General features: G+C 36.9%; 12 protein-coding genes and 1 pseudogene. 9 read left to right on the forward strand and 4 right to left on the reverse strand.

The window, feature by feature from the left end; all coding sequences use genetic code 11:
• Nucleotides 1-71 precede the first annotated feature (71 nt).
• On the reverse strand, nt 72-1,718 hold the full coding sequence (locus HMPREF2660_RS10050; RefSeq protein WP_070487046.1) for a BamA/TamA family outer membrane protein: 1,647 nt from the start codon (nt 1,716-1,718) through the stop codon (nt 72-74).
• Between the two features lie 109 nt (nt 1,719-1,827).
• On the opposite strand from HMPREF2660_RS10050, the gene HMPREF2660_RS10055 reads away from it, so the two are divergent.
• The gene (locus HMPREF2660_RS10055) at nt 1,828-2,145 is read left to right on the forward strand and encodes a DUF3817 domain-containing protein (RefSeq protein ID WP_013598456.1); all 318 of its coding nucleotides are present in this window, start codon (nt 1,828-1,830) and stop codon (nt 2,143-2,145) included.
• Nucleotides 2,146-2,238: 93 nt separating this feature from the next.
• Here HMPREF2660_RS10055 and HMPREF2660_RS10060 read toward each other — a convergent pair.
• The 3 genes and pseudogenes from HMPREF2660_RS10060 to HMPREF2660_RS10070 all read right to left on the reverse strand — a co-directional run bounded on the left by HMPREF2660_RS10060 (nt 2,239) and on the right by HMPREF2660_RS10070 (nt 6,349).
• A pseudogene (locus HMPREF2660_RS10060) lies at nt 2,239-3,330 on the reverse strand (anion permease).
• Nucleotides 3,331-3,374: 44 nt separating this feature from the next.
• Nucleotides 3,375-4,019, reverse strand: coding sequence for a DUF47 domain-containing protein (locus HMPREF2660_RS10065; protein WP_070487048.1), 645 nt, complete (start codon nt 4,017-4,019; stop codon nt 3,375-3,377).
• 71 nt (nt 4,020-4,090) lie between these two features.
• Complete coding sequence (locus tag HMPREF2660_RS10070) at nt 4,091-6,349, reverse strand: inorganic phosphate transporter (RefSeq protein ID WP_070487050.1); 2,259 nt, start codon at nt 6,347-6,349, stop codon at nt 4,091-4,093.
• A 249-nt stretch (nt 6,350-6,598) separates the two neighbouring features.
• On the opposite strand from HMPREF2660_RS10070, the gene rpsL reads away from it, so the two are divergent.
• The 8 genes from rpsL to rplB all read left to right on the forward strand — a co-directional run bounded on the left by rpsL (nt 6,599) and on the right by rplB (nt 12,827).
• Nucleotides 6,599-6,982 (forward strand): 30S ribosomal protein S12, encoded by a 384-nt coding sequence (rpsL, locus tag HMPREF2660_RS10075; protein WP_013598459.1) that lies wholly within the window; start codon nt 6,599-6,601, stop codon nt 6,980-6,982.
• Nucleotides 6,983-6,994: 12 nt separating this feature from the next.
• On the forward strand, nt 6,995-7,471 hold the full coding sequence (gene rpsG / locus HMPREF2660_RS10080; protein ID WP_013598460.1) for a 30S ribosomal protein S7: 477 nt from the start codon (nt 6,995-6,997) through the stop codon (nt 7,469-7,471).
• Nucleotides 7,472-7,477: 6 nt separating this feature from the next.
• Nucleotides 7,478-9,601, forward strand: a complete 2,124-nt coding sequence (gene fusA, locus HMPREF2660_RS10085; protein ID WP_070487052.1) for an elongation factor G — start codon at nt 7,478-7,480, stop codon at nt 9,599-9,601.
• An 11-nt stretch (nt 9,602-9,612) separates the two neighbouring features.
• Nucleotides 9,613-9,918, forward strand: coding sequence for a 30S ribosomal protein S10 (gene rpsJ / locus HMPREF2660_RS10090; RefSeq protein ID WP_013598462.1), 306 nt, complete (start codon nt 9,613-9,615; stop codon nt 9,916-9,918).
• A gap of 527 nt (nt 9,919-10,445) precedes the next feature.
• A complete protein-coding gene (gene rplC / locus HMPREF2660_RS10095; RefSeq protein WP_013598463.1) occupies nt 10,446-11,075 on the forward strand; it encodes a 50S ribosomal protein L3 in 630 nt (209 codons plus the stop codon).
• A complete protein-coding gene (gene rplD, locus HMPREF2660_RS10100) occupies nt 11,066-11,695 on the forward strand; it encodes a 50S ribosomal protein L4 (protein WP_013598464.1) in 630 nt (209 codons plus the stop codon). The genes rplC and rplD overlap by 10 nt, the downstream gene beginning before the upstream one ends.
• 7 nt (nt 11,696-11,702) lie before the next feature.
• On the forward strand, nt 11,703-11,987 hold the full coding sequence (gene rplW / locus HMPREF2660_RS10105) for a 50S ribosomal protein L23 (RefSeq protein ID WP_070487053.1): 285 nt from the start codon (nt 11,703-11,705) through the stop codon (nt 11,985-11,987).
• 15 nt (nt 11,988-12,002) lie between these two features.
• On the forward strand, nt 12,003-12,827 hold the full coding sequence (gene rplB, locus HMPREF2660_RS10110; RefSeq protein ID WP_013598466.1) for a 50S ribosomal protein L2: 825 nt from the start codon (nt 12,003-12,005) through the stop codon (nt 12,825-12,827).
• Nucleotide 12,828 lies beyond the last annotated feature (1 nt).

A 12,828-nucleotide genomic window follows, 5' to 3' on the forward strand; every position in this document is an offset into this window, starting at 1 on the left:
CTTTATTAATTTTTGGCAAATTAGAGCTTTTTTAGGGCATTATGGTAAAAGTTTTTGAAAAAAAATAAAAGTTAAAATTTACTGATAATCCCAAAATGGATTTTAGAGTCTTTAAAGTCAAAAGGTAAATTTCCGGTTTTGCCAACTGCATAATTTATATTAAAAACCCCTAATTTGGTCAGAAAAGCAATTCCTGTTCCCAAACTCATAAGATTGGTTTGTACGTTTATTCGTTTATTTTGTATACTTGCGTAATCGCTAAACAGTGCGATATAAAAAGCTTCATTTGGCAAGAAACGATATTCGGCAGAAACCGTCGCATAAAGATTTGCGGTAATGCTTTCTTCATTAAAACCTCGGAGAGAACCAAAACCACCGATTCGGTAAAGTTCATTTTCTGCAAAATGATTCGCTTTGTCGAACAATCCGTAAAAGTTAAACCGACCTTTCAGGTAGTGTTTTTTACCAAGACGAAATAGGCGATAGGTTTCGAGTCCAATTTCGTACTGATTGCTCGTTTGGTTTTCGGCTTGATCATCGTGTACGAGGTTTTTTTCTTTCTTTCGGATAGAGTTAACCACGGTATACAGGCGTTGTTTACCTTCTAGAATTGCTTGATCCGTTCCTTGAAAATAATCATAGCTTAGACCTAGATTTAGTTTCTGATAATCATCGTAATTTGTTGCAATCGTCGGGTATTCTTCGAGAACAAAGTTAGAGGATTGTATGCCCAAATTAACACCAATATTCGATTGTGGAGTTAATTGATAAAAAAATCTTTCTTGCAAATTTGTGTTAACAAATACGCTATCTTGTTTGAAAAGTTTGAAGTTGGTTTCGCTTCCTATTTTGCTGCCAAAAAGATAAGGGAATTTCAGTCGAATATCAAGAGTTGTATTTTTGGCTGCTGTTCCTATCCAATTCAGCCGAATTTGTTCCATCGCATTGAAGTTGTTATTCAGTTCGAGGCTAAGGTTTCCATTCATCCTAAATTTACCATCTTCGTCTGTACCAAAACCAATAATCCCATCGAAAATATTTGCTTTTATTTTTTCAGTGTACAAGTAAATATAGGTAGAGTCTTCTTGGTACATTACGTTGGGTGAGCGGGTTTCCCGGATCCATTGGTTTTGACGAATTTCATTTTGGATCGTGATTAATTTATCTTCTCGGAAAGTCTCTCCTACTCGAATTTGCAGTTGATGTTTGATAAATCCTCGCGACATTTTCTCGTAGCCAACCAACTTCACCCCATCAATGGTACGTTTTTTTGCTTGCTTTCTGTGTAATTCTACCTGCAACTCATTGTTCTCAAACCCTTTACTTTCTACCACTATACTCGAAAAAATTCGTCCTTCGTCTACTTCTTTTTGATTGAAGTATGCAATGATCGAATCGAGATTTTTGGTAGGGAAATAATCGTTTTTGTTCTGGAATAACTCATTATTCTTTACCCAAATATTTTGATAAAGTTTACCACGTTTCAGATAAACCTTCTGATCGATTACAGAGTCTAATTGCAAGGTGTAATAACCAATTTTTACAAGAGAATCGAGGGTGGATTGCCATTTTCCCGATTCGATCTTTTTCTCGAAAATAGGTTTTTCTGCTGATGATTGAAAATCATAAAACAGAAAGGTTTTTTGTGTTTGTGCGCAGAGAAAATTGAACACAAAGAGGCAAAAAATAAACCAAAGAAGAGATAACAATCGAATCATGATGTTTAGAAAACGTGTTAAGTTTATTTAAAGTATGTAGTTGAACGATATTTATTAGTTTTGTTCTCGAGGAAAGAAAGTATATTTAATCGAATTTATAAAAAAAATTATGTTAAAATTATTTAAGGTTGTGGGATTTGTCGAAGCCATTTCGGCGATAGCATTATTTTTTGTTGCAATGCCAATAAAATATATTTTTGATAATCCGACTTGGGTTACGCATACTGGTCGTATTCACGGAGGTTTGTTTATTGCCTATGTGGTGATTTTATATTTTCTGAAAGAAAAGTATAATTGGAGCTGGAAGATTTTCGGAATTTTTTTTGTTTCGGCAATCATCCCAGGCGGTACGATTTGGGCAGATAAAAGATTAATAGAAGGAAAACGATACAAGAATCAACTTCAAGAAGAAACGATAGAAAATTAGAGAATTTTAGACGAGTTATAAAAAAATAGACCGAAATCGTTCGGTCTTTTTTTGTTGTTTTTTCGGCTTGGTATTTCATCCTACCGAAACATTTTACAATAAGCTAATAATATAATAGATGATTGCAGCAACAATCGCCGAAATAGGAATTGTAAGAACCCAAGCCCAAAGAAGGCTGATTGTTACACCCCAACGAACCGCTGATACGCGTTTTATCATTCCAACTCCGATAATAGAACCAGTGATGGTATGGGTTGTAGAAACCGGAATCCCGAAGTGTTCTGAGATGTAAAGGGTGATAGCTCCCGCTGTTTCAGAGGCAACACCTTCTAAAGGAGTTACTTTGGTAATTTTGGATCCCATGGTTTTGATGATCTTCCATCCACCTGCCATTGTTCCACAAGCGATTACAATAAATGATGTAATCGGTACCCATCCCCAATGTTCTACGAAATATTGGAATTTATCTTCAGCTTGTACATAAGCAGGATCGAAATCTACATTCATGTGATAGAAAATTACGGCTGCACCGATAATGCCCATTACTTTTTAAGCGTCATTCATTCCGTGCCCAAGGGAGAAAAGGGCAGAAGAAACCAATTGGAGTTTCTTGAACCACCATTCTGCTCGAGCAGGTTTTGCTTTTTGACAGATATTCATAATCAAGATGGTGAGAATACTTGCAATCACCATTCCGACGAAAGGTGCTAAGAAAATGAATAAAAATATCGGTATTACTTTGGCATAGACCACAACGCCGGCCAAAGAACCAGTTGCCATGTATGCGTGGGTGAGGGCAGAGCCAATAAATCCACCAATCAAGGTATGTGATGAAGAAGACGGGATCCCGAATTTCCAGGTTAAAAGATTCCATGAAATTGCGGCAATAATTCCGGCTAAGATAACTTCTAAGGTTATAAAATTTTCGCTGACAGATTTGGCAATGGTATTCCCTATTTTGAATTCTCCGATATAATAAACCGAGATAAAATACGCAGCGAAATTCCAAACGGCAGCCCATAAAACGGCTTGGAATGGAGAGAGAACTTTGGTTGCGACAATGGTTGCAATTGAGTTTGCCGCATCGTGGAAACCGTTTATATAGTCGAAAACAAACGAAAGGATGATCACCGCCAAAAGGATAAATCCTGCTCTCGAAGTCATCATATCTGTGTTGTGATGCATCACCTTACTGAAAATTTCCATACAGTTTGTGACTTAAGTTAAGCTTAAGAATATTTTACGGCAATAGCTTGTAAAACGTTGGCAACACTTTTGCATTTGTCTGTCGCCGATTCTAGAGAAGAAAGCATTTCTTTGTACTTGATGATATTCTTAGGATCGGTTTCGTTCTCGAAAATTTCTTCTACCGCTTTATCAAAAATACGATCAGATTTGTTTTCTAATTTATTGATCCTTTCGCAAATCTCATAGATTCTTGGGATATTGCTCAGCTCTTTCAGATCAGAAATCGCTTCTCCTATCAGTTGACAAGCTTCTAAGTTTACTTGTGTCAACTTACAAATAGATTTAGTGATTTTTTCTACCTGATAAATTTTTATGCGGTTTGCAGCGCCATTCAAATTATCGGCAACGTAATCTATCGAACGGATAAGATTGTAAATATCTTCACGATCAAATGGGGTAATGAAATTTCTACTCAGTTCGATATTCGTTTTCTGAGTAAGCACTTCTATTTTGGTTTCCAATTTAGTAATCGTTACTAAATAATCTTCTCGCTCTTCTTGGCCTACATTTACTAATTCGTGCAATTGTTCAGCCAACTCGATTAGACTTGCAGATGCATCGTCGAATATCGGAAAAAAGGTTTTGTCTTTTGGTGTAAAGAATTTGAAAAATGAATTAATCGACATTCAAATAGTGATTTTTGAAGGCACAAAAATCACTATTTGAATGTTAAATTAATGTAAATTAAACTATGGAATTAATCATTTATTTGCTGGTCGATTCCTTTGTATAATCTCACTAATTTTTCTACACGGTCTGCTGAATATTCTATTTCGGTAAGAATGGTAAAATACAAAGTAGAACTTTTCTGACTGATATTATCACACTGGATTCGTGCTATTTGGTTACTAATTGCTATATTCAATGCTTCGTCAAAATCTTTTCGTAGAGGCTCTATGCCACTTAGATTGTTCAAATCATCTTCTAAGAAACGTTTAGAGATGTAATACATCATCTTTTTATATGCCGTGTTGATTGTCTTTAGATCTCCTATTTGCTCAGGTTTCAATTGTCGATGATTGTTATAGATATAGGTATGGATAGAAGTGTTGATGAAATTGATACTGATGATGATATTCTGTATATACCCAAAAGACTGAACGAAAATCTTACTCGAATTGATATTCGATTGATCCATATTGCGAAGAATTCGGTAGAAATTAATCTTTAGATCTTCTATAGATGTAATTAACTTTTTGATTTTCTTTTTGTTTTCATTCAGAAAGCCAAGGTTCTCTTGGTCAATTCCTTTTACTGATAAGGCGAAATTATCCGCTATTTTTGATAATGCTTTACCGATTTGTTTTTTGTTTTTAGCCAAAATCTTTTGTACAGAATCGATATCTTCTTCTGTGAAACTTACCAAGACTTCTTCTTTTACTTTGCTTTTATCCTCATAGCTTTTATGCGAACGGAAAAGAATAATTCCCAGCACAATAATCATCCCAATAATACCTACAGTTCCGCCATAATACATGGTGAGAGAGATAATGGCTGCCATCATGAAAGCAGAAATACCGGTCAAAAACCAACCTCCAATCACATTGAAAACTCCTGCAACACGGAAAACAGCACTATCACGATCCCAAGCACGGTCTGCAAAAGAAGTACCCATTGCCACCATAAAGGTTACGTAGGTTGTAGAAAGTGGTAATTTTAGTGAAGTACCAATCGAAATCAGGATTGATGCCACCAATAGGTTTACCGAAGCACGAATCATATCAAAAGCTTCTTCGTCGGTAGTTTCTATTTGTAATGTTTTTTGTTTCTGAGGTTTTTCGAATCGTTTCTCGACACGTAATTGAAAAGATTTTGGTAAGATTTTATCCACTACATTTCCTAACAAAATCACAGCACGAACAATGGCACGCGATAAAAAATTTGGGTTGAATTTTTCGGTTCCTTCATCTTGTTTACTCAAACTCAATTCGGTCTGAATAACATTTTTTGCTTTCTTAGAAGTCCATAAAGTAATGATCATTATGACTCCGGCAATTATTAAATAATAAACTGGCGCTACAATATCGCTATTTGCCAAGTCACCCATCATAAAAGTATGTGGATCGGTTACGCCCGACGCTTGGAAAATATCGTACGATTGTAAAGCAGCAATCGGCACACCAATAAAGTTTACCAAATCGTTTCCGGCGAAAGCCAAAGCCAAAGCAAAGGTTCCGATCAAAATAATGATACGCAGAATGTTGATTTTTAAGATAATAAGAATTTGGGAAACAATGGTCCAAAAAACGAAGTTGATTCCGATCAATAATAACTGATTATGGGCAATCCAGTCTTTCGCATTGTCACTAATAAAAGTTAAATTTTTAGCACCTTTTATCAAGATGAAAAAAGATATAGCAGTGATAGCAACTCCTCCCAAAATCCCTCCATAACGTTTGATTCTCGCTTCTGAATTGAACGTGAAAATAAAACGCGTAACGTATTGTACAAAAGAGCCTACAATAAACGAAAGGAATACCGAAAGAACAATGCTGACAACTATCTCCGAAGCTTTCTCGGTATTGATATAATCGAGTACTGTATATAGAGCTTGATCGCTATTGAGAACTTTGATAAAAGCCAAACAAGTTGCAGCACCGAGGAGCTCGAAGATAATCGAAACGGTTGTCGAGGTAGGGAAGCCGATATAGTTGAACAAATCGAGCAAAATGACATCGGCAATCATTACGGTGAGCATAATAATCATCACATCATAAAAGGAGAACATAGAGGGAACGAAAATACCACTCCGAGCAATTTCCATCATACCACTCGAGAAGATTGCTCCGAAGAGAAGACCACAAGAAGCAATAATCATGATTGTTCTAAAACTTGCAGCTTTTGATCCGATAGCAGAATTTAAGAAGTTTACGGCGTCATTACTTACTCCGACCATAATATCGAGTATAGCCAAGAGAACTACCGTAATCAGAATAATAATAAAAATTTGTTCCATAAATTAGGTGTTATCTACTGTGTTTAATTTTGTAAGTATTATAAAATGTAACGGTAACAAATTTCTGGTGTTTATTCTTATTGAATGTTAAAAGAAGGTTATCAAATATAAAATATGGTTGAGATGCACGGTAATAATATCATAATCAATGTAAAATAACTAAGAAATATTTTTTTTTAGAAATATTTTTTTGTAATTTTGCATGCCCAAAAATGGGATTTTAATAATAAAAAGGAATATTTAATTAGTATGCCAACAATTCAACAATTAGTTAGAAAAGGTAGAAAAACTCTAACCAAGAAGAGTAAATCGGCTGCTTTGGAGTCATGTCCACAACGTCGCGGAGTATGTACGCGTGTTTATACGACTACCCCAAAGAAACCAAACTCGGCTATGCGTAAAGTAGCTCGTGTAAGGTTAACCAATGGGAAAGAAGTAAATGCGTACATCGGTGGTGAAGGTCACAACTTACAAGAGCACTCGATAGTATTGGTGAGAGGAGGAAGAGTAAAAGACTTACCAGGTGTTCGTTACCACATTGTACGTGGAGCATTGGATACTGCTGGAGTAAACGGACGTACACAGCGTAGAAGTAAGTATGGAGCGAAACGTCCAAAAGAAGCTAAAAAATAAATTTAAGGAACAATGAGAAAGACAAGAGCTAAAAAAAGACCTTTACTTCCGGATCCTAAATTTAATGATCAGTTAGTAACTCGTTTCGTGAACAATCTAATGTATGATGGTAAGAAATCTGTAGCTTTTAAGATTTTCTATGATGCACTAGATATTGTAGAGCAACGCAAAGAAGATGAAGAGAAATCAGCATTAGAAATTTGGAAAGACGCGCTGTCTAATGTAATGCCACACGTAGAAGTTCGTTCTCGTCGTGTAGGTGGAGCAACATTCCAAATCCCGATGGAAATACGTCCAGACCGTAAGATTTCGACTGCTATGAAGTGGTTAATTTCTTACTCTCGTAAGCGTAATGAAAAATCAATGGCCCAAAAATTAGCGGGTGAAATTATTGCAGCAGCAAAAGAAGAAGGTTCAGCTTTTAAAAAGCGTCAAGATACGCATAAAATGGCTGAAGCTAACAAAGCATTTTCACACTTTAGATTCTAATCAGTCATGGCAAGAAACTTATTATATACCAGAAATATTGGGATTGCTGCACATATCGATGCAGGAAAAACAACCACTACAGAGCGTATACTTTTCTATACGGGGAAAAACCATAAGTTGGGAGAAACGCATGAAGGGTCTGCTACCATGGACTGGATGGAGCAGGAAGCAGAGCGTGGAATTACCATTACTTCTGCAGCAACAACCTGTAAATGGAAGTTCCCGACAGAACAAGGTAAACCACTTCCTGGTGCACAAGAATATCATTTCAATATCATCGATACTCCAGGTCACGTTGATTTTACCGTTGAGGTAAACCGTTCACTTCGTGTGTTAGACGGATTAGTGTTCTTGTTCTCTGCAGTAGACGGAGTAGAGCCGCAATCGGAAACCAACTGGCGTTTAGCCGATAATTACAAAGTTCCACGTATGGGGTTTGTAAATAAGATGGACCGTCAGGGAGCAAACTTTTTAGGTGTTTGTCAGCAAGTAAAAGATATGTTAGGGTCGAATGCTGTGCCAATCGTTTTACCAATTGGTGATGAGGCAGACTTTAAAGGTATCGTTGACTTGGTAAAAAACCGTGCGATGGTATGGCATGATGAAAATCATGGTATGACGTTCGATATCGTAGACATTCCAGCTGAAATGGCTGATGATGTAAAACAGTACCGTGCACAATTAATCGAGGAAGTAGCTGCTTACGATGAAGACTTGTTAGAGAAATTTATGGAAGACGAATCTTCTATTACAGAGGACGAAATCCATAACGCTCTACGTGCTGCAACATTGGATATGTCTATTATCCCAATGACTTGTGGTTCATCGTTCAAAAACAAAGGAGTACAATTCATGTTAGACGCAGTTTGTCGCTACTTACCATCACCATTAGATAAAGAAGCTATTCCAGGGGTTGATCCTAGAACAGAAGAGCCGATTACACGCAAACCTTCTGTGAACGAGCCTTTCTCGGCATTAGCGTTTAAGATTGCTACTGATCCATTCGTAGGTCGTTTAGCATTCTTCCGTGCTTACTCAGGACATTTGGACGCAGGTTCGTACGTGTTGAACACACGCTCTGGTAACAAAGAGCGTATTTCTCGTATCTTCCAAATGCACGCACAAAAACAAGAACCAATCGAATTTATTGAGGCAGGAGATATTGGTGCGGCAGTAGGATTTAAAGATATCAAAACAGGAGACACATTGTGTGATGAAAAGAATCCTATCGTACTAGAATCGATGAAATTCCCAGACCCTGTAATCGGTATCGCTGTAGAACCTAAAACAAAAGCAGATGTCGATAAGTTAGGGATGGCTTTAGCTAAACTAGCAGAGGAAGATCCAACTTTCCAAGTGAAAACAGATGAAGCTTCAGGGCAAACTGTTATTTCGGGGATGGGTGAATTACACTTAGATATCATTGTCGATCGTTTAAAACGAGAGTTCAAGGTAGAAGTTAACCAAGGAGAACCTCAAGTAGAATACAAAGAAGCGTTTACAAAACCAGCAACTCACCGTGAAGTTTACAAAAAACAATCAGGTGGACGTGGTAAATTTGCGGATATTGTATTTACAATGGAACCTGCAGACGAAGGTAAAGTTGGATTAGAATTCATATCAGAGATTAAAGGTGGTAACGTTCCGAAAGAATTTATCCCTTCAATCGAAAAAGGATTCAAAATGGCTATGAAGAATGGACCATTGGCTGGTTTCGAGATGGATTCATTAAAAGTTACCCTTACAGATGGTTCTTACCACGCAGTTGACTCGGATCAATTATCGTTTGAATTAGCAGCTCAAATGGGATACAAAGCTGCTGCAAAAGCTGCAGGTGCAACAATTCTAGAACCAATCATGAAGCTGGAAGTATTAACGCCAGAAGAAAACATGGGAGACATCGTAGGTGACTTGAACAGACGACGTGGACAAGTATCGGGTATGGATGACCGTAACAACGCGAAAGTGATCAAAGCATTGGTACCACTTTCTGAGATGTTTGGTTATGTAACTGCATTACGTACATTATCTTCTGGACGTGCAACCTCTACAATGGAGTTTGATCATTACGCAGCGGCTCCAACAAATATTGCTGAAGCAGTAATCGAGAAAGCTAAAGGTAACGCTTAATAATTTAAGAAATGAGTCAAAAAATAAGAATAAAATTAAAATCATACGATTATAACTTAGTTGATAAATCAGCTGATAAAATCGTAAAAACTGTGAAAGCTACCGGTGCTGTAGTGAATGGACCAATTCCATTACCGACACACAAACGTATCTTTACAGTTCTACGTTCGCCTCACGTAAATAAAAAAGCACGTGAACAATTTCAACTATCTGCACACAAACGTGTATTGGATATCTATTCATCGTCTGCTAAAACAGTAGATGCTTTGATGAAACTAGAGCTACCAAGTGGTGTAGAAGTAGAAATTAAAGTGTAGTAGATTCTACAATATAAATCTAAAACCTCGTTGCTAACAACGAGGTTTTTTTATATATCAGGAATACAAAAATGGTAAATCATTCTAAAAAAAAATGCCACAAGTGAGTTTTGTAAAAGAAAATGCTTCTTTTTATAGTAAGATGGAATTCAAGGTTTAGGAAATTCCTTTGTCGCGATAATTAAATATTTATGTTCTATTTTATTAGTTATAACATTTTTCTAAAAAATAATCGATAGAAAGCTAGTATAGTAGTTGAAAGTTGAAGGAAAATTACCTTTAGCCTATTCGATAAATAAACATTCATATTAATTTCGATTCACAGGTAACTCATTCTGATCAATAAGAAGTCGGGAAAAGAAAAAATATCATAAAAAACAATAAAATATTCTAGATAAGTTTGTGGTTTACAAATAAATTCATAAATTTGCACACTATTTTTAGGGAGAAGAGTGCTTATTGGTGTCAATATGCAAACCTTTGACCTAGGAATATTTATGTAAAATTTAATAACATTATTTAACAAAATGTCAGGTATCATTGGAAAAAAAGTTGCGATGACAAGTCTGTTTGATGAGAACGGGAAGAATATTCCATGTACAATCATTCAAGCAGGGCCTTGCGTTGTAACACAGGTCAGAACCGAGGAGAAGGACGGGTATAAATCTGTTCAGCTTGGTTTCGATGACGCAAAAGAGAAAAACACCTCTGCCGCTTTGAAAGGTCATTTCAAGAAAGCTGGAACGACGCCAAAACGTAAATTGGTAGAATTTTATGGTGACAAGTGGGTAGACACATTAAACCTAGGGGATGAAGTAAAAGTTGACTTGATCCAAGAAGGTGAGTATGTAAGTGTGACTGGTACGTCAAAAGGTAAAGGATTTCAAGGGGTTGTTAAACGTCACGGGTTTGGTGGTGTTGGTCAGGCAACTCATGGTCAGCACAATCGTTTGAGAGCGCCAGGATCTATTGGAGCTGGTTCGGATCCATCTCGCGTATTTAAAGGTATGCGTATGGCAGGAAGAATGGGTGGAAAGCAAGTTACAGTACAAAATTTGGAAGTATTAAAAGTGGATACGGAACAAAACCTTTTAATTGTTAAGGGTGCTGTACCAGGTCCTAAAAATTCATACGTAATTGTAAGAAGATGGAAGTAGCAGTATTAAATATAGAAGGAAAAGAAACCGGAAGAAAAGTTTCGTTAGACGAAGCGGTTTTCGGAGTTGAGCCATCTACGCACACAGTGTGGTTAGAAGTTAAACAATATTTAGCTGCTCAACGTCAAGGAACACATAAAGCGAAAGAACGTAATGAGGTTGCGGGATCTACCCGTAAAATCAAAAAACAAAAAGGAACAGGTACTGCACGTGCAGGGTCGATCAAGTCTCCTGTCTTTCGTGGGGGAGGTAGAATCTTTGGGCCAAGACCAAGAAACTACTCTTTCAAATTGAATAAGGCACAAAAACGTTTGGCTAAAAAATCAGTGTTGTCACAAAAATTAGCTGATAATGAAATCAAAGTAATTGAAGACTTCAGTTTCGAAGCTCCAAGAACAAAAGAATTCATCAACGTATTGAAAGGTTTAGGGTTAGAAGGTAAAAGAAGTTTATTTGTTTTAGGAGAACCAAATAAAAATGTTTACCTATCATCTCGAAACCTACAGAAAACGAAAGTTGTTAACAATTCAGAGCTGAATATTTACGATATGATTAATGCATCACAAATCGTATTCTTTGAAGGTTCATTGGCAACTATTCAAGATAACTTAAGAAAATAAAACGAAAATGGGAATATTAATTAAACCAGTCATTTCAGAAAAAGCGACTAATACAACTGAGTTGTTAGGGCAATATTCGTTTTATGTAGTTACACATGCGAATAAATTACAAATCAAAGCCGCTGTAGAAGCAGCTTATGGTGTAGACGTAGTAAAAGTAAATACCATGGTATCTGCTCCCAAAGTGAAAACACGTTATACCAAAACAGGTTTTCAGGTTGGTAAAACAAATAAATTAAAGAAAGCGACCGTTCAGTTAGCTGAAGGTCAAGAAATAGAGTTGTTCGGATAATTTAAGATTTAAAAAATGTCAGTAAGAAAATTAAAACCTATCACCCCAGGACAACGTTTTAGAATCGTTAATGATTTTTCGGTTTTAACACCAGGTGCTAAACCAGAGAAAACATTAATCGAAGGTAAATCTAAATCGGGTGGACGTAACCATTCTGGTAAAATGACCATGCGAAACATTGGTGGTGGTCACAAACAAAGATATCGTATAATCGACTTCAAACGCAATAAAGACGGAGAAGCAACTGTAGAGTCTATCCAGTATGACCCCAACAGAACAGCTTTCATCGCTTTATTAGTATACGCCGATGGTGAGAAGCGATATGTGATTGCACAAAATGGACTAAAAGCTGGGCAAACTATCCATTCAGGAGATTCAGTAGAGCCAGAAGTGGGGAACACAATGAAGCTAAAGAACATTCCTTTAGGAACCGTAATATCATGTATAGAATTACGTCCAGGACAAGGAGCAGTTATGGCAAGAAGTGCAGGGACTTATGCGCAATTAGTTGCGCGTGATGGTAAATATGCCATCGTTAAGTTACCAAGTGGAGAGATTCGTATGATTTTGGTAGAATGTCGTGCAACGATCGGAGTTGTATCAAACTCAGATCACCAGTTAGAAGTATCAGGTAAAGCGGGGCGTTCGCGTTGGAAAGGACGTCGTTCTAGAACGAGAGCAATGGTAATGAACCCTGTGGATCACCCAATGGGAGGTGGTGAAGGTAGAGCTACCGGAGGTATTCCACGTTCAAGAAACGGTATTCCTGCAAAAGGATACAAGACTCGTGATAAGAAGAAGTCGTCTAACAAGTATATTATTGAAAGAAGAAAAAAATAAT

Origin of the sequence: Weeksella sp. HMSC059D05, assembly GCF_001809725.1 — a bacterium.
Taxonomy (GTDB): Bacteria; Bacteroidota; Bacteroidia; order Flavobacteriales; family Weeksellaceae; genus Weeksella; species Weeksella virosa.

What these genes read in the sequence shown, in the direction of transcription:
- rpsL (WP_013598459.1), top strand. Translation starts at nt 6,599, where the DNA reads ATGCCAACAATTCAACAATTAGTTAGAAAAGGTAGAAAAACTCTAACC.
- rplB (WP_013598466.1), top strand. Translation starts at nt 12,003, where the DNA reads ATGTCAGTAAGAAAATTAAAACCTATCACCCCAGGACAACGTTTTAGA.
- rplW (WP_070487053.1), top strand. Translation starts at nt 11,703, where the DNA reads ATGGGAATATTAATTAAACCAGTCATTTCAGAAAAAGCGACTAATACA.
- HMPREF2660_RS10050 (WP_070487046.1), bottom strand. Translation starts at nt 1,718, where the DNA reads ATGATTCGATTGTTATCTCTTCTTTGGTTTATTTTTTGCCTCTTTGTG.
- rplC (WP_013598463.1), top strand. Translation starts at nt 10,446, where the DNA reads ATGTCAGGTATCATTGGAAAAAAAGTTGCGATGACAAGTCTGTTTGAT.
- HMPREF2660_RS10070 (WP_070487050.1), bottom strand. Translation starts at nt 6,349, where the DNA reads ATGGAACAAATTTTTATTATTATTCTGATTACGGTAGTTCTCTTGGCT.
- rplD (WP_013598464.1), top strand. Translation starts at nt 11,066, where the DNA reads ATGGAAGTAGCAGTATTAAATATAGAAGGAAAAGAAACCGGAAGAAAA.
- HMPREF2660_RS10065 (WP_070487048.1), bottom strand. Translation starts at nt 4,019, where the DNA reads ATGTCGATTAATTCATTTTTCAAATTCTTTACACCAAAAGACAAAACC.
- rpsG (WP_013598460.1), top strand. Translation starts at nt 6,995, where the DNA reads ATGAGAAAGACAAGAGCTAAAAAAAGACCTTTACTTCCGGATCCTAAA.
- HMPREF2660_RS10055 (WP_013598456.1), top strand. Translation starts at nt 1,828, where the DNA reads ATGTTAAAATTATTTAAGGTTGTGGGATTTGTCGAAGCCATTTCGGCG.
- rpsJ (WP_013598462.1), top strand. Translation starts at nt 9,613, where the DNA reads ATGAGTCAAAAAATAAGAATAAAATTAAAATCATACGATTATAACTTA.
- fusA (WP_070487052.1), top strand. Translation starts at nt 7,478, where the DNA reads ATGGCAAGAAACTTATTATATACCAGAAATATTGGGATTGCTGCACAT.